The sequence below is a fragment of the Stenotrophomonas sp. STEN031 genome, assembly GCF_056759975.1.
This window is the reverse complement of sequence record NZ_JBRREA010000029.1, coordinates 36470-55772: the sequence shown is the minus strand read 5'-3', so window position 1 is coordinate 55772 and position 19303 is coordinate 36470. Positions and strand designations below refer to the sequence as shown.

Below are 19303 nucleotides of genomic sequence, written 5' to 3'. Positions count from 1 at the left end.
CAGCTTCCGCCGGAAAAAGGTGGTTATAACGTCACCTTGCTCCTCCATAGCCACGCCGGGCCCCCCCACTACATTTACGCCGCTGGCGTCAGCCGTATCGCCAGCAACTCGCCGCCGCCGCTGAGCGTGTAGCGTTGCCGCTCGCCAGCCCCCAACCAAGCGGTATCGCCCGCCGACAGCGCCGGCAGGACGCCACCCTCGAACTCGGCCTGCCCAGCCAATAGATGGATCGCCCATGCCGCCTGCGGCTCGGTGAAGAACAGCATGTTGCCGACCAAGGGCCGATGCAGCAGCTCGGCTTGCAGCGCCTCACGCCGCCACATCAGGTTGAAATCCTGGGTCACGCCATCGACCAGTTCACCCACCAGCTCCGCCTCGCCAGCGAAGCGCAGGCGCTGATACGGCGGCAGCAGGGTTTCGCAACGGCCATCGGCAAAACGCAGGCGCAGGCCTTCGCCCTGCAGCAATACAAGCTCACGTTCGACACCGGGGAAGGCGGAGAAGGCCGCGTCCTGTTCGATCTCGGCGATCGACAAACGCAGCTGCCAATCGCCCTGCTCCGGCAGACGCAGGATTTCGCGCGTCCAGCCCAGACCATTGCGCCAGCGCTCGCGCTGGTAAAGGGCGGACGGGATGACGCGGGAAGGAGAGTTCAGTGTATGCATCTGGCAATGATGCCATCAGCACGTGGGTGGCTGTCTCTTTTGTAGGAGCGGCGTGAGCCGCGAAGCCACAGATCCAACAGCAAAGAGCTAAAAGCCAACCCCTCCCCAACCCTCCCCTTTGCTACGCAAAAGGGAGGGGGTTCAAAGTGCCCCTCCCCAACCCTCCCCTTTGCTGCGCAAAAGGGAGGGCGTGGAAGCTTTTACTTCGGCATCGCCAGATGTTCCGCCGTCAGCGGCTTGCCCGCACGCGGCGTGGTTGCGATCACCGCATCAGCCGGCAAGGCCGTGCCCTTGTCCAGGCGCGCCTGCACCCGGTCCAGCGCTTCATACACATACGGCAGCAGCGGCAGGTAGCGCGCGCCGTAATCCGGCAGGCCGAGGAAACCATCGAAGTGCTGCACGTTCTGCACCTTCCAATAGCTCAGCTCGCGCCCGGCAGCCTTGGCCGCCGCTGCATACGGCGCGCTGCTGAAAGCCGGCGGAATCAGACCGTCATCAGCCCCGTGCACCACCATCACCGGCAGGCCCTTGCGCGGTAAACCGGCATGGGTGGCCTGGATGCCCGCCTGCACACGCTTGGCGTCTTCCCCCTGCCCGTCCCACAGACCCCGCAGGCACTTCAGGCCGGCATAGGTCAGGTCCGGCAAGGCGACCTTGCTGTCGAGCAGGCCAACGCCGGCGCCCGGCGGAATGCCGCTGCCATCGGAGATCCACGCCGCACGCTCGACTGCGGTCGCGGCGCGCGGCGAGAAGTCCGGGTTCTGTGCGGCAAAGTTGAAACCGCAGGGATGCTCGCCCACGCCATAACGACCATAGGCCGAGGCATAGGTCGCAGCAATCGCACGCCACAGATCGAAGCCGGTGGACAAGGCACCCGCACGCAGTGATGCATCGGTCCAGCCCTTGCTCAGCATCAGGTCGTAAGCCGATTTGGCCTGCGCAGCCGGGGTCGCGCCGCTGATCACGCCTTCAGCAGCCAAGGTGGCGCAGCGCACGGCCGCACCGGCCTGCAGCGCCGCCGTCATCGGCGGCTGCGGCAGGTTGCTCATGTGCAGCTGCGCACACGGCATCAACAGCGCCGCCTCGGTGGTGTAGTCGTACAACGCACGTGCGCCGGGGCCGCTGGAATAGACGCTGGGCTCACCCGCCACCACCGCGTCCAGCCAATCGCCTTCCAGCTCGGCCGCACGCAGCACCGCGCCGCCACCATTGGAAATGCCAACGGCGATGATGCGGGTATTGTCGAACGTAAACGGTGCCGCCTGCGGATAGGCCTGCTCCAGTGCCAGCAGCGCGAACTCGGCAGCCTGCTTCACGTGCCGGCCCCAATCGGCCTCCGGGTTGTCCTTGGAATGCGCGTGCTTGAACGCAACACCCGAGGCATTGACCGGCGCATCCGGCACAAAGGCCAGATCATCGACGTCGCCCAGGGCACCGACGGTGCCATTGGCGCGCACGCCCATCTGCGCGTCCAGATCGTAGTAATCGCTGCCCGCGCCCTTGTCGGTATAGACCACCGCACAGCCCTTGGGCAGGCCCCAGGCCGCGGCGACCGAGACCGCGCCATAGATGCCGCGCGAGCCCGATGCCGGCGCCACCAGCACGCAGCGCTTGGCGGTATCGAAGTTGTCCGGCACCTGCGCCAGCACCCGGTGCGGTTGCTTGGCACCAGGCAGGCGCGCGAACGCCGAGTACTCGCGGCCGGGCACGCTCTGCAGGCTGCCGAACAGCTCGCCATAACCGCCACCCGGTGCCAGGTCGGCGATGCCGCGCCAACTGCCCCACATCGCCCGGCGGCGCAGCTCGTCCACGGTCGGTGCAGTGGCGTCGGCAAATGCCGGGGGTGCCATGCTGCGCAGGCCGGCCAGGCCCAGCCCGGCGGTGAGCAGGTCATCGCTGCCGCGATGCTCGCTGCGGAGTTCGTTGCTGAACATGGAAGGCTCCACGGACTTGGAAGCTGGGCCGCTGGCACAGGAGGCCAGGCTCAGTCCGACGAAAAGGCCGCAGGCGGCGCGCAGTAGGGATTGGCTCATGCACGCACCCTAGCAGAGCACCGGCACCGCTCTCATCGTACTTAAGTACCACACGTTTTTAGCGTTGCGGCTGCTACGTTTGCCAGCCTCCCCCCATCACATCCGGAGTCCCCCATGGACCGCTTCCTGCAAGGCCGCACCGCCCTGGTGACCGGCAGTACCTCGGGCATCGGCCTGGCCATCGCCCAGGCACTGGCCAGCGCCGGCGCACGCGTGGCGATCAACGGCCTGGGCACGCCCGAGCAGATCGAGGCCGCGCTCAAGAGCATGGCCGAGGCCGGCGTCGACACCCGCCACTTCGACGCCGATCTGCGCAAGCCCGACCAGATCGCGCACATGCTCGAGGCCGTGCAGGCCTGGGGCACTATCGACATCCTGGTGAACTGCGCCGGCATCCAGCACGCCGCGCCCCTGGCCGAGCAGCCGCCGCAGAAGTGGGATGACATCATCGCCATCAATCTCAGCGCCGCCTTCCACACCATGCAGCACGCCCTGCCCGGCATGGCCGAGCGTGGCTACGGCCGGGTGGTCAACATCGCCTCGGTGCACGGCCTGGTGGCGTCCAAGAACAAGGCACCGTATGTGGCCAGCAAGTTCGGCATCGTCGGCCTGAGCAAGGTGGCAGCGCTGGAATATGCCGCCGCCGGCAGCCGCGACAGTGGCGGCGTCACCGTCAACTGCGTCTGCCCGGGCTGGGTGGAAACGCCGTTGATCGAGCCGCAGATCCAGGCCCATCGCAATGGCGGCAGCCGCGACGACGGCGTGCGCGCCCTGCTGGAGGAAAAGCAGCCCAGCCTGCGCATGTCGCTGCCCGAGGACATCGGCGCGATGGTGGTATGGCTGTGCCGCCGCGAGTCGCACAACCTCACCGGTGCGGCGATGCCGATGGACGGCGGCTGGACCGCGCAGTAAGCGGCGGATTGCCAAGGGAAGCAGGCAATGGCTGAAAACCACGGCATACTGGCCAAGCCGCCGGTGGCACAGACACCGGCGGCAGCTTCCTTTCCGCCTGTCAGTACCGCCATGCCCAGCCTGTTGATCGCCGACGACCATCCTCTGTTCCGCGCCGCGTTGCGGCAGGCGGCCAGTGAGGCCATGAGTGATCTGCAGGTGCGCGAAGCCGAAACCCTGGATGGCGTGCTGGCGGCACTGGATGCGGCACCGGACACCGACCTGATCCTGCTCGACCTGCATATGCCGGGCAATCACGGCCTGGCCGGATTGGCCGCGATCCGTGCCCAGCACCCGGGCGTGGCGGTGATCGTGGTCTCGGCCAACGATGACCCGCGCGTGGTGCGCCGCGCCTTGGACCACGGCGCCGCCGGTTACCTGCCCAAGAGTTCGGGCTTGAACGAGCTGCGCGAGGCCATCCGCAGCGTCATGGCCTGCGAGCAGTGGTTGCCGGCCTCGCTGCGTGCCTCGGTCTCACGCGCGCAATCCTCCAGCCACGACAGCGAGCTGGCCGCACGCCTGGCCAGCCTGTCGCCACAGCAGTTCCGTGTGCTGGCACTGGTTGCCGAAGGCCTGCTCAACAAGCAGATCGCCGACCGTCTGGACGTGCAGGAACGCACGGTCAAGGCCCATCTGTCGGCGATCTTCGAACGCCTGGGCGTGCGCAACCGCACCCAGGCCAGCGTGGTACTGCGCGAGCTGGAACTGAGCGACCCCGCCCGTCAGGCCCTGTAGGAGCGGCGTCAGCCGCGAAGCTGACATCGCTTCCGACAGCGAAATCACGGCGATCAGGAATGCGTGGGATTGGGTTCTGTGAGATCCGTCCGCTGCGCGGCCGACGCCGCACCTACGGGCTGCTGCTGCGACTCACCACGTTGTGCAGCAACATGCCCACCAGCATCGCCGGCACAAACCACAACGCCTCCGGCGACAGCACACCCAGCCCAACCAACGCCGGGCCCGGGCAGTAGCCGGCCAAGCCCCAGCCAATCCCGAACAGGGCCGCACCCGTCAGCAGGCGCGCATCGATGCTGCGCACGTCCGACAAATGGAAGCGCTGCGCGAACACCGGCGCCGGTCGCCGCAGTACAAACCGGAACAACAGCATCGTCGTCATCACCGCGCCGCCAAGTACAAACAGCAGCGCCGGATTGAAATCGCCAAACACATCCAGGAAACCGAGGATGCGCTGTGGATCGGTCATGCCCGATACCGCCAGCCCCAGGCCGAACAAGGCACCGGCGAGCAGCGCTGCAAAGGGAATACGCCAACTACTCATGCCACATGCCTCACGATATAGGTGGTGGCAATGGCGGTGACCATGAAGGTCATCACCGCTGCCAACGAGCGCAGCGACAGCCGCCCCAGCCCACACACGCCATGGCCGCTGGTGCAACCATTGCCCAGCCGCGTACCGAAACCTACCAGCAGCCCGGCAACAACCAGCAACACCGGCGGAAAGCCTTGCCGCGGCGTATAGGCACCCGGTACCAGCCACAACCAGGCGGCGCCGGCCGCAATCAGGCCGACCAGAAATGCCGCACGCCAAGCGACGTCGCCCTGCCGCGGCTGCAGCACACCACCGACGATGCCGCTGATGCCGGCGATGCGCCCGGTCAGCCACAACAGCAGTGTCGCCGCCAGCCCGATCAATACACCACCGGCCAGCGCGCTGATCCAGGTACTCATTGCGTGCCCCCCATCTGATCCAGCGGCAGGCGCAGGTAGCGCACACCATTGGCATCGGGCTCAGGCAGACGGCCACCACGGATGTTGACCTGCAGTGCCGGCAGGATCAGCTTGGGCACCGGCAGGCTGGCATCACGCTGCTGCCGCATCTGCACGAACGCGGCCTCGCCGGTGCCGTCCTTCAAATGCACGTTGTGCTGCTTCTGTTCGTCGATGCTGGTCTGCGCCTGCGCGGCGCGGCGGTCGCCGGGATAGTCGTGGCAGAGGTAGATGCGGGTGGATTGCGGCAAGGACAGGATCTTCTGGATGGAGCCGAACAGGCGGTGCGCATCGCCACCCGGGAAGTCGCAGCGCGCGGTGCCGGTATCGGCGGCAAACACGGTGTCGCCGATGAAGGCGGCATCGCCGATCACATAGGTCAGGCTGTCATCGGTGTGGCCCGGCGTGGCGATCACCCGCCCTTCCAGCCCACCGATGTTGAAGGTATCGCCATCGGCAAACAGGCGGTCGAACTGGCTGCCATCGGCGATGAACTCGTCACCCAGGCCGAACAAGGCCTTGAAGCGCTGTTGCACCGCGACGATGCCCTGGCCGATGGCCACCGGCACCTTCAAGGTGTCGGCCAGATAGCCCGCCGCACTGAGATGATCGGCGTGGGCGTGGGTCTCCAGGATCCAGGCCACGGTCAGCAGCTTGCCCTGCACGAAGTGCAACAGCGCATCGGCCGAGGCGGTGCTGGTGCGCGCGGCGGCTGCGTCGTAATCCAGCACTGGATCGATGATGGCCGCCATGCCGCCGTCGTGGTCGTAGACGACGTAGCTCAGCGTACCGGTGTCCTTGTCATGGAAGGCCTGCACCTGCGGCGCGGCGGTGTGCGAAGTGGTCATGAGGAAGTCCTCGGCTTTTAATTTAGATTTTTCTAAATTAAACTAGCGCCATCCAAAGTACAAGCCCGGACCTGAAGCCGCGATGCACATGCAGGACATGGATATCGAACAGATGCAGACGCATGCCGAACAGGCTGCGCAGCTGCTCAAATCCCTCGCCCACCCGGCGCGCCTGCGGGTACTGTGCCGGCTGGTGGAAGGCGAAGCATCGGTGGGCGAACTGCAGGCCCAGGTTGGGCTGTCGATGTCGGCATTGTCACAACACCTGGCGGTGATGCGCGAAGGCGGACTGGTCAATACCCGCCGTGAAGCCCAGACCATCTACTACACCCTGGCCGACAGCCCGGCGTTGGGAGTGATGCAGGCCTTGCATGCGGCGTATTGCGGTGGTGCGGGGATTGGGGAGTCGGGATTAGTGATTGAGAAGCGCGCGAGCCGTTGATATCTGTAGCCCGGGTAAGCGCAGCGCACCCGAGGCTTTCCGCAAAGAGCCCCGGGGTCGCTGCGCTTACCCGGGCTACAAACTACAAGCGGCCACGCTTTCCCAATTCCCAATTCCCAATTCCCAATTCCCAATTCCCAATTCCCTATTCCCTATTCCCTATTCCCTATTCCCGGCCGCAACGCATCCGCTGCCAGCAACCGATCCAGGATCGACTTCAAGGCCAACGGGCGCACCGGTTTGTGCAGCAAGGTCAGACCCTGCTCCAGCACTTCGCGGCGTGTAGCCAGACTGTCATCCGCACTGAGGATCAGGGTTGGGCGGGCACCGAAACGCTCGCCCAGGCGCAGCTGCAAGGCGGTGCCGGTATCGCCGTCATCCAGGTTGTAGTCGAACAGCCACAGGCTGGCCGCAGTCGCCTGCAGCGCCGCCACCGCCTGTGCTTCGCCGGAGGCCTCGGCCACCTGGTAGCCCCAGCCGCGCAACAGACCTGCCAGGCCCTGCAAGGCCGCTGGATCGTTGTCGACCACCAGCACCGGCACGCCGCCGGAAGTGGCGGCAGTGCGCGGACGCGGCAGCACCGCGGCTTGCGGGCAGGCCACCCACGGCAGCGATACCGAGAACACCGTGCCCTGCCCTTTCTCACTGCGCAGCCGCAGCGGCGCATGCAGCAGGCCGGCAATGCGGTCGGCAATGGCCAGGCCCAGGCCCAGCCCCTGGCCGCTGCTGTCCTCACCGCGACGGAATTCTTCGAAGATGCGCTGCTGCTCTTCGCGGGCAATGCCCGGCCCGGTGTCATGTACCTCGACGCGCAGCCGGTCGCCTTCGCGCCGCACGCCCAGCAACACCCCGCCGCGCGCGGTGTAACGCACCGCATTGGCGAGGAAGTTCTGCAGCACACGCCGCAGCAGTTGCGGATCACTGTTCACCCAGGCGCGGGTGGGCAGGTAGTGGAAGGCCAGCCCGCGCGCGGCCGCCAGGGCGCGGAACTCCGACGCCAGCGGGTCAAGCACCTCGGCCAGCGGCAGATCACGCGGCTGCGGCACCAAACCACCGGCCTCCAGGCGGGACATGTCGAACAGCCCGGTCAACAGATCGGTGGTGGAATCCAGGGCGCCGCGGATCTGCACCACCGCCTGCTGCTGTTGGCTGGATTCAACCTGCTGCGCCAGCGTGTCGGTGAACAGGTGCGCAGCATGCAGCGGCTGCAACAGGTCATGGCCCACGGCGGCAAGGAAGCGGCTCTTGGCGTCATTGGCACGCTCGGCCTCGCGCTTGGCCGATTCCAGCAGCGCGGTGCGTTCGCCTACCCGTTGCTCCAGTGTCTCGTTGCTGCGCTTGAGCTCGCGCTCGCTGCGGCGGAAGGCGGTGACATCGGTGAAGGTCGCCACGAAGCCGCCACCGGGCATGGGGTTGCCACGGATTTCGACGATGCTGCCATCGGGGAATACACGCTCGGTGAGGTGCGGCGTACCGGCACGCATGAAGGCCAGGCGGCGGTCCACCGCGCGCTCATCACCGCCACGCGCGGGCATCGCCTGCAGCGCCCAGCGGGTCAGGTCCATGATCGGCCGGCCCACCTGCAGCAGTTCATCAGGAAAGCCGAACATGCGCGCATAGGGCCGGTTCCAGGCCACCAAGCGCTGCTCGCGATCAATCACGCTGATGCCCTGGCTCATGTTCTGCAATGCCGCCTGCAGCACCTGTTGGCTGAAACGCAGATCCTGCGAAGCTTCGCTGACGATGGCCGCAACCGTGGCCAGCTCACCGCTTTCGCGCCGCGCCGCATCCAGCAGCAAGCGCGCCGATGCCGCGCCCAGCACCGAGGACAGCTCGCGCTCCAGCCGGGCCTCCACCTGCGCAGGCACCGGCCCGTTACGCGGCGCATCGGCCAGCAGTCGCTCAACCTGCTCATACGGCAGGAAGCGGCGGCCGGCATCACGCAGCGCCAGTGCATCCAGGTTGCGGCTGGTACGGTTGGGCGTATCGCGACGCCAGGCCATGGCCAGCAGGGTCACGGCGGTGCCGACGAACAGGCTGGCGCCCACCGCGCGGCCCAGCGGCGTCCAGCCAGTGAGTCCAAACAAGGCCTGCGGTGCCAGCCACTTCCAGCCAAACGGCCCCTGCAGCAACCACTCCGGTGCACGCCCTTCGCTCTGCAACAACGACGGCAACAGCAGCACCCAGGCCCAGGTCGCAAAGCCGGCAAGCACGCCGGCTATCGCCGCGCGTGGCGGTGTCTGCGGGCGCCAGATGGCGAAGGCCAGCACCGGCACCAGGGTAGCCATCGCCGAGAACGACACCGCACCGATATCGGCCAGTACGTTGCTGCCGCCGATCAAGCGGCTATAGGCCCAGGCCAGCAGCATGATCACGCAGATGCCGACGCGCCGCAGCCACACCAGCTCGCGGCGGTGGTCACCTCCACCCGCGCGTGCCCAGGCACTGCGCACCAGCCCCGGTGCGAACCAGTGGTTGCCAATCATCAGGCTCAAGGTCAGCGTGCTCACCACCACCATGCCGGTCGCCGCGCTCAGGCCACCCAGGAAGGCGAACAGGGCCACACCGCCATGGCCGGCCGAAAACGGCAGCGCCAGCGTATACATGTCGGACGGCACGCTATTGCCCAGCAGCGCGGTGCCGGCGCGGGCAAGCGGCAGGATCGGCAGCGCGATCAGCAGCAGGTACAAGGGAAACAGCCAGCGCGCGGTGCGCACATCGGCCGGATCACGGCACTCCACCACGCTGACGTGGAACTGGTGCGGCAGCAGGAACATGGCCAGGCCACCGAGCAGCACCAGCGGGATGAAACCGCCCTCGGCGGCGCTGACCGGCACCGGAGGTGCCGTCGGCAGGTTCTTCAGGCCGAACCAGACAAATGCCCCCAGCGCCAGCATCGCGCCCAACTTGAAGATGGACTCCACGGCCATCGCCAGCACCAGGCCACGGTTGTGCTCGGATACATCGGCGCGGCGCGCGCCAAACAGCATCGCAAATAGCGCCATTGCCAGCGCAACGTACAGCGCACTGTCCTGCCACACCGAGCCTTCCTGCCCGGCCAGCACCGAGCGCGAGGTAATCATGCTGAAGCTCATCGCCACCGCCTTCAGCTGCAGGGCGATGTAGGGAATCAGGCCAAGCGCGGCCACCAGCGTCACGGTGGCGGCCAGCCAGGCATCGCGCCCCAGGCGTGCCGCGATCAGGTCGGCCAGCGAGGTCGCATTGGTCTCGCGCGCCAGCCGCACCAGCCGCATCATCACGCCCATTGCCAGCGCATAGAACAGGATGGCGCCGACAAAGGTGGGCGGCAGCGGCCAACCATGCCGCGCGGCCTGGGTGACGGTGCCGTAGAAGGTCCACGAGGTGCAGTGCACCGCCAGTGACAGGGCATAGACATGCCGCCAGTGGCGCGCGAACACGGTGGGACGGCGTTCGCCATACAAGGCCGCGCCGAACATCAGCGCCAGCCAGGCCAGACCTGCCAGCGCCACGGTTGCCAGACTCAACATGGAATGCGTTTCCCGGAAGCTGCCTGGCAGGATACGGAGTTAGTGAAGAAGGATGAAGGATTGGTGCTCAAAGCCCTTGCTTGGAGCACTTGCTTGAAGCCCCTCTCCCTCCGGGAGAGGGGCTTCAAGCAACGGCAGCGGCAGCGGCAGCGGCAACAACAGCAACAGCAACAGCAAACGCAACCACCACTGCAACCACCACAAATACAAAAGCCCTCTCCCGCTGCGCGGGAAAGGGCTGCTTTGCATTCCAATCAGCGGGCCGTCACCGGCTCAACTGTCAGAAGTTGTAACGCACCGACACATACCAGTTGCGCGGCAGACCATAGTACGCGGTCTGGATGTTGCCAACGCTGGCGAACTCCTGGCCTTCGGTCTTGTACTGCTTGTCGGTCAGATTGCGCACGCCCGCACGTACCTGCCAGGTCAGCTGCGACGAATCCCATACGCCGTAGGCGCCCAACAGGGTGTATGCGTCCTGGCTCAGCACCTTGCGGTTGTCCACCGACAACCAGGTCTCGCTGCGATAAGACACATCACCGCCAAAGGTCAGGCTGCCGTTGTCACCCAGCGAGAACACATGCTGCAGGGCCACGCGGGCGGTCACGTCCGGCGAGAACGGCACGTGGTCGTGGTTCACGGTCGGATCGTAGCCAGCGTAGGACGGATCGAGACGGAAGTCCTCGAAGCTGTCGTACTTGGCGTCCATCCAGCCCAGCTGTGCACTCAAGGTGGTGGACTCTCCCAGCAGCGCGCTGCCTTCCAGCTCGATACCCTTGATGTTGAGCTTGGCCGCGTTCAACACCGGGAAGGTCCCCACGTCCTGCGATACGCGCGCCTGGAAGTCACTGTAGTTGCTGTAGAACGCAGTGGCGGTACCACGCAGGCGGTGATCGGCGCTGCTGCCCTTCAGGCCCAGCTCGTAGGTCCACACGTATTCCGGGTCGAACTTGGCGTGCTGGGTGTCGTACACGGTGTTGGCGCGACCGTTGAAACCACCGGACTTGAAGCCACGGTTGGCCGACACATAGCCCATCAGGTTGTCGCTGAATTCCTTCTGCAGGCTGATCGACGGCGTCACCGCGGTCCAGGAGGCCTTGGCATCGAACGCAACCGTGCCGTTCAAGCTGGCGAACGGTGCACCCCAGAAGGTGCTGGTGGAACGGTCGTAGTCCTTCTTGTCCTTGGTCCAGCGCACGCCGGCGGCCACGGTCCAGGTCGGCACGAACTCCCAGTTCACGTGCGCGAATGCCGCGGTGGACGTGGTGGTCAGATCGTCGTCGATGGTGCGCAGGAACGGCACCTTGCCACCCAGGAACGAGAACAGATCGTCTGCATAGGCTTCCTGGTAGGACGGCACGTTCTCCTTCATGTAGTACGCACCAAAGGTGGCGTGCAGGTTGGAGCCATTGTCGTAATGCAGCTGAAATTCCTGGCTCTTCTGGTTTTGGTCCAGCGCCACCAGCACATCGCCCAGCTCGTACTCGGAAGCGTCGATATCGATGTAGGACTTGGTCTTGAGCTTGCGGTAGGAGCTGATGCTCTTCAGCGTGAACTGCTCGTTGATGTCCCAGTTCATCGACAGCGAGGCACCGGAATGCTTCAGGTACTGGCCTTCGCCGTTCTGGAACGAGGTCTGCGCACGACGGTTCCATTCACCGGTTTCACCCGGCTGCAGCACGATGACACCTGCCGGCGCCAAGCTGGTCTGCAGCAATGGCGCCATCGGCCGGCCCAGGGTCAGCGCCGCATCCTGCTTGGTGGTATCCAGCGACAGCACCGCGCTGAAATTATCGGTCGGCTGGTAGGCCAGCTTGGCGCGGAACGCCTCGGTGTCGTCGTCGTTGTAGCGCTTGCCGGTGACCGCATCCTTGACGTAGCCGTCGTTGGTGATCTTGGCACCGGCGATGCTTGCAGCGATGGTGTCGCTCAGCTTGCCCGAAACGTAGAAGCGGCCTTCCAGACGGCCGTAGTCACCCGCGGTGACTTCCACTGCGCCGCCTTCGTTGTCGAAGGGGTTCTTGGTGGTCAGCTTGATCGCGCCGCCGGTGGAGTTCTTGCCGTACAGCGTGCCCTGCGGGCCACGCAGCACTTCCAGTTGCTGGATGTCGAACAGCGAGAACAGTGCGCCATTGATGCGCGAGTAGTAGACGTCGTCCACATACATGCCCACGCCCGGGTCGAAGGTCTGCAACGCGTCGGGCTGGCCGATACCGCGGATGAAGACGTTGACGCTGTTGGCCGAGCCACGGCCCTGGGCGATGTTCATGTTGGGCACGGCGCCCTGCAGACCTTCCACGGTCGAGGCCTGCAGATCCTTGATCTGCTCCTCGCCGAAGGCGCTGACCGCCACCGGCACATCCTGGATGGATTCACTGCGGCGACGCGCGGTCACAGTCACTTCGTCCAGTTGGGTCGCCTTGGTGCCGGCCGGTGCAGCCTGCTGCTCCTGCGCCTGCACGAATGCGGCCGGTGCCAACAGAATGCCACCGATGGCGATACTCAGATACTTGCGCTTCATTGGTCTCCCTCCTCCCGGGTATGACGTTGCGACACACGAATGTCGCCATGGAGCGCACGTTAATGGAGCGTTAGCCGGCCGCGTATAGTCCCTTCGTACAGTGGGCCGGGCCGTTCCCGATCCTGATACTCGCCGGCAATGTATTGGCCGGGGAGCTGTGAATGTCGTTTCTGATTGTCTTGGCGGCCCTGTGCTTCCTGATGTTTGTCGCCTACCGCGGCTACAGCGTGATCCTGTTCGCGCCGGTGGCCGCGCTGGGTGCGGTGCTGCTGACCGATCCCAGCCTGGTGCAGCCGATGTTCACCGGCTTGTTCATGGACAAGATGGTCGGCTTCCTCAAGCTGTACTTCCCGGTGTTCGTACTGGGCGCGGTGTTCGGCAAGCTGATCGAGGTATCGGGCTTCTCCAAGTCCATCGTCAGCGCCACCATCAAGCTGGTTGGTGCCAAACGCGCGATGCTGTCGATCGTGCTGGTCTGTGCGCTGCTCACCTACGGCGGCGTGTCGCTGTTCGTGGTGGTGTTCGCGGTCTACCCCTTCGCCGCCGAGCTGTTCCGCCAGAGCAATATCCCCAAGCGCCTGATTCCCGGCACCATCGCGCTGGGTGCCTTCACCTTCACCATGGACGCGTTGCCGGGCACGCCGCAGATCCAGAACATCATCCCCTCAGCCTTCTTCGGCACCAACAGCTGGGCCGCACCATGGCTGGGCGTGATCGGCACGGTGGTGATCCTGATCCTGGGCATGAGCTACCTGGAATGGCGCCGCCGCGTAGCCATCCGCAATGGCGAAGGCTATGCCGGCGCCAATGACGAACTGCGCAATGAGCCCGAGCCGTTCCACGGCCAGAACCTGGCCCACCCGCTGGTCGCGATCACCCCGTTGATCCTGGTCGGCGTGGCCAACTTCCTGTTCACCCGCTGGATTCCGGGCTTCTACGGCGAAACCCAGTCCTTCATCCCGGCGGTGATTGGCAACCCGGCCCCGGTGGTGCAGGAGGTCTCCAAGCTGGGCGCGATCTGGGCCGTGCAGGCCGCCTTGCTGCTGGGCATCCTCAGCGTCATCGCCTTTGCCTGGAAGCCGGTGGTGGCCTCGTTCGCCGAGGGCACCAAGTCGGCCATCGGCGGCGCCATGCTGGCCTCGATGAACACCGCCTCCGAATATGGTTTCGGCGCGGTGATTGCCGCCCTGCCCGGCTTCCTGGTGGTGGCCAACGCACTGGGCTCGATCCCGAACCCGCTGGTCAATGAAGCGGTTTCAGTCACCGCCATGGCCGGCATCACCGGCTCGGCGTCAGGCGGCATGAGCATCGCGCTGGCAGCCATGGCCGACAGCTTCATCGCCAACGCGCAGGCTGCGGGCATTCCGATGGAAGTGTTGCACCGCGTGGCGGCGATGGCGTCCGGCGGCATGGACACGCTGCCCCACAACGGTGCGGTGATCACCGTGCTGGCGGTCACCGGCCTGACCCATCGCCAGTCCTACAAGGACATCTTCGCCATCACCATCATCAAGACCCTGGCAGTGTTCGCGATCATCGGCGTGTACTACGCCACCGGGCTGGTCTAAGCACCCTTCTGCCGAGCCTTGCCACAAGCAAGCAACGCCAATAACCGGCATTCAACGTCGGCACCGGGTTGGCAGAACCTGTAGACCCCGTAGCCCGGGTAAGCGCAGCGCACCCGGGGCTCTTTGCGGAGAGCTCCCAGTTGGCGTTGTGCTTACCCTGGCTACACCTCGCTGAAATGGACATCTTGCGAAAAGCCCCGGGTGCGCTGCGCTTACCCGGGCTACGACTGGCTGGAAGAACCCCTCGCGAAAAGCCCCGGGTGCGCTGCGCTTACCCGGGCTACGACTGGTCGGTAGCCCCCCTGCGAAAAGCCCCGGTGCGCTGCGCTTACCCGGGCTACATGTTTGCCGGGCTTCATGATTGGAATGTCGACGACGCCACCGCACATCCAAGCTTCGCATTCCAGCCCACGAGTCCCCAGAAACGAACAAGGCCCGGGAAGACCCGGGCCTTGTTCCTTTGGAGCACAGACAGAAAAATCGCCCGGCTGCACGTCACTGTGCAACACCGGACGACCTCACATCCTTGTTGGCATCCTGCCAGCCCCCAGCGTCCTGCCCTTTTCGGGTTCCTGGTGATCCGCCGTCCTGGCGGGTCACTATTCGATTCCTTCCGCTCAGCGCCTCTCAACCGGCTGTGCAGCTACCGTCCCGGTAGCTTTCTTGGCGGGGGCAGCTCCGGCCCTCGCTTCGATCAGGTCTCGATTCCTTTCGACCGTCTTCAGTCCGATTCCCTTCACAAGCGCCAGTTCCTCGACACTCTTGAAAGGCCCGTTGGCCTGTCTGTGCTCGATGATCGCCTGCGCCTTGGAAGGGCCGACATTCACCAACACCTGATTCAGCTCCGCCGCTGAGGCGGTATTGATATCGACCTTGTCCTTGGCTTGCGCCGTCAGGGTCAACAACAATGCGAAAATCAGAGACTGCAGCGTTACGGTTAAAAGCTTCATCGCTGTACTCCTTGTGGCTTGGTCGTTGATCGGCTGGCTATCCCGCCGGTCGGATCAGTGTCCCGCGCCACATGAACCCAGAATATCCGGCGCCGGTTAAGCAAACAGCCAGCCAACACCCCGAGCCTCTGTAGGAAAAGTCCTACAAAATTCATTGATGAAACCGCCGCAAGCCCGATGAACAAACGAGCGGCGTAGAATGGTTACACCTGACATTGCTACCGGAGATCCAGATGGACAGCGCCAAGATCGGCCAATTTCTCAGCGACAAGTGGGACAACGACATCGTCCCGCAACTGGTCGATTACATCCGCATCCCCAACAAGTCGCCGATGTTCGACGCCAACTGGGTCGCCAACGGCTACATGGATCAGGCCGTCAACCTGATGGAGAGCTGGGCCAAGGCGCAGAACATCCCCGGCCTGCAGGTCGAGGTGGTTCGTCTGGAAGGCCGTACCCCGTTGATCTTCCTGGAAATCCCGGCCACCGGCCCGGAAACCGGCGACGACACCGTGCTGCTCTACGGCCACCTGGACAAGCAGCCGGAAATGACCGGCTGGGACGACGACCTGGGCCCGTGGAAGCCGGTGCTGCGCGGCGACAAGCTGTACGGCCGCGGCGGCGCCGATGACGGCTACGCCATCTTCGGCTCGCTGGCCGCGGTGCTGGCACTGCAGGAACAGGGCCTGCCGCACGCCCGCTGCGTGATCCTGATCGAGGCCTGCGAAGAGTCCGGCTCCTACGACCTGCCGGCCTATGTCGACCATCTGGCCGAGCGCATCGGCCAGCCGTCGCTGGTGGTGTGCCTGGATTCGGGCTGCGCCAACTACGACCAGCTGTGGTGCACCACCTCGCTGCGCGGCCTGACCGGCGGCAACTTCACCGTCAAGGTGCTCAACGAGGGCGTGCACTCCGGTGACGCCTCCGGCGTGGTGCCGTCCAGCTTCCGCCTGCTGCGCCAGCTGCTGTCGCGCATCGAGGACGAGAAGACCGGCCGCATCCTGCTCGACGGCCTGCACGTGGAAGTGCCGGCCGAGCGCCTGGAACAGGCCAAGCGCGCTGCCGATGTCGTCGATACCGCCATCTTCGACAAGTTCCCGCTGGTCGACGGCCTCAAGCCGATGAGCGACGAGCTGACCGAGCTGGTGCTCAACCGCACCTGGCGCCCGGCGCTGTCGGTAACCGGCATCGGCGGCATGCCGCCGTTGGAATCGGCCGGCAATGTGCTGCGCCCGGAAACCTCGGTGAAGCTGTCGCTGCGCCTGCCGCCGACCGCCAATGGCAAGGCCTGCGGCGAGCTGCTGAAGGAAGCCCTGCTGCGGGATCCGCCGAACGGCGCCCACGTCAGCCTGGACCTGGAAAAGGCCTCCACCGGCTGGAACGCACCGGCGATGGCCGCGTGGCTGGAGAAGTCCATCGACGACGCCAGCCAGGCCTTCTTCGGCAAGCCGGCCATGTACATGGGCGAAGGCGGCTCGATCCCGTTCATGGGCATGCTGGGCGAGAAGTTCCCGGGTGCGCAGTTCATGATCACCGGCGTGCTTGGCCCGCATTCCAATGCGCACGGCCCGAACGAGTTCCTGCACATCCCGATGGGCAAGCGCGTCACCTCCTGCGTGTCCAAGGTGCTGTTCGACCACCATGCTGCCAGCCTGCGTGGCGAGACCAGCGGTTCGCCGGTGGCCGCCGACAGCGGCACCCGTCACGGTGGCCACGGCTGCTGCTGATTGCCCACCGCTCGATGGTTTGATGACGAACGCAGCCTGGCCTTGCTAGGCTGCGTTTTTCTTTGGCACGGACAAGAACATGAGCGGACTGTTTGGCAGCGACAGCTGGCTGTACATCATCCTGATCGGTTTCTTCGTGGGCCTGCTGGGGCGCTTCTTCATGCCCGGCAACAACCGCATGGGCTGCCTGCTGACCATCGTGCTCGGCGTCGCTGGTGCGGTATTCGCCGGTTGGTTCGGCCGTGAGATGGGCTGGTATTCGGCAGGTCAGCCGGCCGGCTTCGTCGGCTCCATCATCGGCGCGATCGCGCTGCTCGCACTCCTGCGCCTGATCAGTGGCGGCAAGCGCTGATTCCTCTCCCAACGGCGCCTGCGGGCGCCGCTTCATTCGTAGTGCCCATGAACGATCCCGCTTCCGATCCGCTGCGCGTCGAGCAACGCCTGCAGTGGACCACCGCCGCACTCGGCGACCCTGCCACCACCCTGCAGCGCGCATCGGTCGATGCGGGCTTCCGCAGCTACTGGCGCGCAACCAGCGCGCGTGGCAGCCACATCGTGATGGATTCACCGCCGGGGCTGGAAGATGTGCGGCCGTGGCTGCGCATGCACGACCTGCTCGAGACCAACAGCGTGCGTGTGCCGCAGGTACTGGCGCGCGATGTCGAGCACGGCTTCCTGCTGCTGGAAGACCTGGGCGGGCCGACGCTCGCGCGTTTCATCAACGATGACAATGCCGACGCGTGGTTCGATGCAAGCTTCACCCAGCTGATCCGCCTGCAATCGATTCCGGTGCCCGCGGGCATGGGCGCGTTCGGCGAGGCGCTGCTGCAGCGTGATGCTGGCCTGTTTGAAGAATGGTTCGTGCAGCGCCACCTCGGCCTGACCTTGGACTGCGGCGAGAGCGAGCAGTTGCAACTGGTGCAGCGGCGCCTGATGGACAACGCATTGAACCAGCCACAAGTACTGACGCATCGTGACTTCATGCCGCGCAACCTGATGCCGGTCGAAGGCGGCCCGGCGGTGCTGGACTTCCAGGATCTGGTCAGCGGACCAATTGCCTACGACCCGGCCAGCCTGTTCAAGGATGCGTTCCTGAGTTGGCCGTTGGAAAAGGTCGACGCCTGGCTCGCCCGCTATCACGCGCAGGCACTGGCCGCAGGCCTGCCGGTACGCCCTTGGCCACAATTCCTGCGCGATGCAGACTGGATGGGCGTGCAGCGCCATCTGAAGATCCTCGGCATCTTCGTGCGCCTGCGCGACCGCGACGGCAAGGGGCACTATTTCGAGGATGCACCCCGCTTCATCCGCTATCTGGATGAGGTGCTGCCGCGCTACCCGGAACTGGGGCCGCTGCAGGCGCTGTTCGAACGTCGCTTCAAGCCGGCGATGGCCGCCAAGGCTGCGGCATGAAGGCGCTGATCTTTGCCGCAGGGCTGGGTGAGCGCATGCGTCCGCTTACCGATCACACACCCAAGCCGCTGCTGGCCGTGGCCGGCGTGCCCCTGATCGAGTGGCATCTGCGGCGTCTGGCTACGCTGGGGATCACCGATGTGGTGATCAATACCAGCTGGTTGGCCGCGCAGTTCCCCGAGCAGTTGGGCGATGGCAGTCGCTGGCACCTGCGCCTGCACTATCTGTACGAAGGACCGGTGCCGCTGGAAACCGGCGGCGGCATGCACAACGCGCTGCCGCTGCTCGGCGATGCACCGTTCCTGGCGGTCAATGGCGATATCTGGAGCGATTTCGATTTCGCCACGCTTCCGCGGCAACCGAAGGGCAGCGCCCACCTGGTCATGGTCGACAACCCACTGCAGCACCCCCGCGGTGATTTCATTTTGGATGCCGATGGCCAGGTGCATGACGAGGGCGAACAAGCACGCCTGACCTTTGCCGGCATCGGCGTGTACCGGCCACAGCTGCTGCAGGACTGGCAGGCAGTGATTGGCAATGCAGACGGCGCCGCAGAAACACCACCACGCTTCAAACTGGCACCCTTGCTGCGCGCGGCGATGGCCAACAACAGCATCAGCGGCCAGCACCACCAAGGCCGCTGGACCGACGTGGGCACCCCCGAGCGCCTGCAGCAATTGGACAAGCAGCTTGTGGGAGCGGCATGAGCCGCGAAGCAACTGAAGATTCCGAGCCCAGAAATACCTGCAATTGCGTGCATCTTTGTCTGCAGATACGGCACCAGCTTCGCGGCTGACGCCGCTCCCACAAATGCCGAACCGATGCATTGTTTGTGGGATCGGTGTGAACCACGAAGCAACTGAGCTTCAGATACAAAATGCCTGCGATTGCAGGCATTTTTTTTAAGATGCGTTGGCGGCTTCGCGGCTCACGCCGCTCCCACAAGAGCTG

At 65.2% G+C, this 19303-nt stretch carries 16 protein-coding genes; 8 read left to right on the top strand and 8 right to left on the bottom strand.

Features of this window, described 5'->3' with window-relative positions; genetic code table 11:
- Window positions 1-74: 74 nt before the first annotated feature.
- Both ACVOLQ_RS13920 and ACVOLQ_RS13915 read right to left on the bottom strand, forming a co-directional pair.
- Complete coding sequence (locus tag ACVOLQ_RS13920) at window positions 75-665, bottom strand: HutD/Ves family protein (RefSeq protein WP_312915270.1); 591 nt, start codon at window positions 663-665, stop codon at window positions 75-77.
- Window positions 666-865: 200 nt separating this feature from the next.
- Window positions 866-2698 carry a 3-hydroxybutyrate oligomer hydrolase family protein gene (locus ACVOLQ_RS13915; RefSeq protein ID WP_481528386.1) on the bottom strand — a complete coding sequence of 611 codons (1833 nt, stop codon included), beginning with the start codon at window positions 2696-2698 and terminating at the stop codon, window positions 866-868.
- A gap of 114 nt (window positions 2699-2812) precedes the next feature.
- Here ACVOLQ_RS13915 and ACVOLQ_RS13910 point away from each other — a divergent pair, with 114 nt between their 5' ends.
- Window positions 2813-3610, top strand: a complete 798-nt coding sequence (locus ACVOLQ_RS13910; protein WP_481528385.1) for a 3-hydroxybutyrate dehydrogenase — start codon at window positions 2813-2815, stop codon at window positions 3608-3610.
- 111 nt (window positions 3611-3721) lie between these two features.
- Window positions 3722-4384: a response regulator transcription factor gene (locus ACVOLQ_RS13905; RefSeq protein ID WP_481528388.1), complete on the top strand. Its 663-nt coding sequence runs from the start codon at window positions 3722-3724 to the stop codon at window positions 4382-4384.
- 112 nt (window positions 4385-4496) lie between these two features.
- On the opposite strand, the gene ACVOLQ_RS13900 is transcribed toward ACVOLQ_RS13905, so the two are convergent.
- Genes ACVOLQ_RS13900 through ACVOLQ_RS13890 form a run of 3 tightly spaced genes read right to left on the bottom strand, consistent with a single transcriptional unit; the run spans window position 4497 to window position 6225 of the window.
- Window positions 4497-4928 (bottom strand): DUF6691 family protein, encoded by a 432-nt coding sequence (locus ACVOLQ_RS13900; protein WP_293711595.1) that lies wholly within the window; start codon window positions 4926-4928, stop codon window positions 4497-4499.
- Entirely contained in the window at window positions 4925-5338 is a 414-nt protein-coding gene (locus ACVOLQ_RS13895; RefSeq protein WP_313170399.1) for a YeeE/YedE family protein, read from the bottom strand. Before ACVOLQ_RS13895 ends, ACVOLQ_RS13900 begins: the two co-directional genes overlap by 4 nt.
- A complete protein-coding gene (locus ACVOLQ_RS13890) occupies window positions 5335-6225 on the bottom strand; it encodes an MBL fold metallo-hydrolase (RefSeq protein WP_481528384.1) in 891 nt (296 codons plus the stop codon). Before ACVOLQ_RS13890 ends, ACVOLQ_RS13895 begins: the two co-directional genes overlap by 4 nt.
- Window positions 6226-6307: 82 nt before the next feature.
- Here ACVOLQ_RS13890 and ACVOLQ_RS13885 point away from each other — a divergent pair, with 82 nt between their 5' ends.
- A complete protein-coding gene (locus ACVOLQ_RS13885) occupies window positions 6308-6667 on the top strand; it encodes an ArsR/SmtB family transcription factor (RefSeq protein WP_481528383.1) in 360 nt (119 codons plus the stop codon).
- Between the two features lie 152 nt (window positions 6668-6819).
- Here the strand turns inward: ACVOLQ_RS13885 and ACVOLQ_RS13880 are convergent, their stop codons facing one another.
- Together ACVOLQ_RS13880 and ACVOLQ_RS13875 are read right to left on the bottom strand one after the other, a co-directional pair.
- Window positions 6820-10176, bottom strand: coding sequence for a hybrid sensor histidine kinase/response regulator (locus ACVOLQ_RS13880; RefSeq protein ID WP_481528382.1), 3357 nt, complete (start codon window positions 10174-10176; stop codon window positions 6820-6822).
- A gap of 280 nt (window positions 10177-10456) precedes the next feature.
- Window positions 10457-12697, bottom strand: a complete 2241-nt coding sequence (locus ACVOLQ_RS13875) for a TonB-dependent receptor (protein WP_481528381.1) — start codon at window positions 12695-12697, stop codon at window positions 10457-10459.
- 161 nt (window positions 12698-12858) lie between these two features.
- Between ACVOLQ_RS13875 and ACVOLQ_RS13870 the strand changes: the two genes are divergently transcribed.
- The gene (locus ACVOLQ_RS13870) at window positions 12859-14265 is read left to right on the top strand and encodes a GntP family permease (protein ID WP_313493159.1); all 1407 of its coding nucleotides are present in this window, start codon (window positions 12859-12861) and stop codon (window positions 14263-14265) included.
- Window positions 14266-14882: 617 nt separating this feature from the next.
- Here the strand turns inward: ACVOLQ_RS13870 and ACVOLQ_RS13865 are convergent.
- Complete coding sequence (locus tag ACVOLQ_RS13865; protein WP_313170388.1) at window positions 14883-15215, bottom strand: ComEA family DNA-binding protein; 333 nt, start codon at window positions 15213-15215, stop codon at window positions 14883-14885.
- Window positions 15216-15448: 233 nt separating this feature from the next.
- Here ACVOLQ_RS13865 and ACVOLQ_RS13860 point away from each other — a divergent pair, with 233 nt between their 5' ends.
- The 4 genes from ACVOLQ_RS13860 to murU all read left to right on the top strand — a co-directional run bounded on the left by ACVOLQ_RS13860 (window position 15449) and on the right by murU (window position 19059).
- Entirely contained in the window at window positions 15449-16942 is a 1494-nt protein-coding gene (locus ACVOLQ_RS13860; RefSeq protein ID WP_313170386.1) for a M20 family metallopeptidase, read from the top strand.
- Between the two features lie 79 nt (window positions 16943-17021).
- On the top strand, window positions 17022-17294 hold the full coding sequence (locus ACVOLQ_RS13855) for a GlsB/YeaQ/YmgE family stress response membrane protein (RefSeq protein ID WP_313493161.1): 273 nt from the start codon (window positions 17022-17024) through the stop codon (window positions 17292-17294).
- A gap of 47 nt (window positions 17295-17341) precedes the next feature.
- Window positions 17342-18352 carry an aminoglycoside phosphotransferase family protein gene (locus ACVOLQ_RS13850; protein WP_481528380.1) on the top strand — a complete coding sequence of 337 codons (1011 nt, stop codon included), beginning with the start codon at window positions 17342-17344 and terminating at the stop codon, window positions 18350-18352.
- On the top strand, window positions 18349-19059 hold the full coding sequence (gene murU, locus ACVOLQ_RS13845) for an N-acetylmuramate alpha-1-phosphate uridylyltransferase MurU (RefSeq protein ID WP_313170380.1): 711 nt from the start codon (window positions 18349-18351) through the stop codon (window positions 19057-19059). Before ACVOLQ_RS13850 ends, murU begins: the two co-directional genes overlap by 4 nt.
- Window positions 19060-19303 lie beyond the last annotated feature (244 nt).

Bases quoted from the DNA above. Each gene is read 5' to 3' on its own strand.
- ACVOLQ_RS13890 (WP_481528384.1), bottom strand. From the start codon at position 6,225: ATGACCACTTCGCACACCGCCGCGCCGCAGGTGCAGGCCTTCCATGAC.
- ACVOLQ_RS13915 (WP_481528386.1), bottom strand. From the start codon at position 2,698: ATGAGCCAATCCCTACTGCGCGCCGCCTGCGGCCTTTTCGTCGGACTG.
- ACVOLQ_RS13905 (WP_481528388.1), top strand. From the start codon at position 3,722: ATGCCCAGCCTGTTGATCGCCGACGACCATCCTCTGTTCCGCGCCGCG.
- ACVOLQ_RS13895 (WP_313170399.1), bottom strand. From the start codon at position 5,338: ATGAGTACCTGGATCAGCGCGCTGGCCGGTGGTGTATTGATCGGGCTG.
- ACVOLQ_RS13900 (WP_293711595.1), bottom strand. From the start codon at position 4,928: ATGAGTAGTTGGCGTATTCCCTTTGCAGCGCTGCTCGCCGGTGCCTTG.
- ACVOLQ_RS13910 (WP_481528385.1), top strand. From the start codon at position 2,813: ATGGACCGCTTCCTGCAAGGCCGCACCGCCCTGGTGACCGGCAGTACC.
- ACVOLQ_RS13920 (WP_312915270.1), bottom strand. From the start codon at position 665: ATGCATACACTGAACTCTCCTTCCCGCGTCATCCCGTCCGCCCTTTAC.
- ACVOLQ_RS13860 (WP_313170386.1), top strand. From the start codon at position 15,449: ATGGACAGCGCCAAGATCGGCCAATTTCTCAGCGACAAGTGGGACAAC.
- ACVOLQ_RS13880 (WP_481528382.1), bottom strand. From the start codon at position 10,176: ATGTTGAGTCTGGCAACCGTGGCGCTGGCAGGTCTGGCCTGGCTGGCG.
- ACVOLQ_RS13870 (WP_313493159.1), top strand. From the start codon at position 12,859: ATGTCGTTTCTGATTGTCTTGGCGGCCCTGTGCTTCCTGATGTTTGTC.
- murU (WP_313170380.1), top strand. From the start codon at position 18,349: ATGAAGGCGCTGATCTTTGCCGCAGGGCTGGGTGAGCGCATGCGTCCG.
- ACVOLQ_RS13865 (WP_313170388.1), bottom strand. From the start codon at position 15,215: ATGAAGCTTTTAACCGTAACGCTGCAGTCTCTGATTTTCGCATTGTTG.
- ACVOLQ_RS13885 (WP_481528383.1), top strand. From the start codon at position 6,308: ATGCACATGCAGGACATGGATATCGAACAGATGCAGACGCATGCCGAA.
- ACVOLQ_RS13855 (WP_313493161.1), top strand. From the start codon at position 17,022: ATGAGCGGACTGTTTGGCAGCGACAGCTGGCTGTACATCATCCTGATC.
- ACVOLQ_RS13875 (WP_481528381.1), bottom strand. From the start codon at position 12,697: ATGAAGCGCAAGTATCTGAGTATCGCCATCGGTGGCATTCTGTTGGCA.
- ACVOLQ_RS13850 (WP_481528380.1), top strand. From the start codon at position 17,342: ATGAACGATCCCGCTTCCGATCCGCTGCGCGTCGAGCAACGCCTGCAG.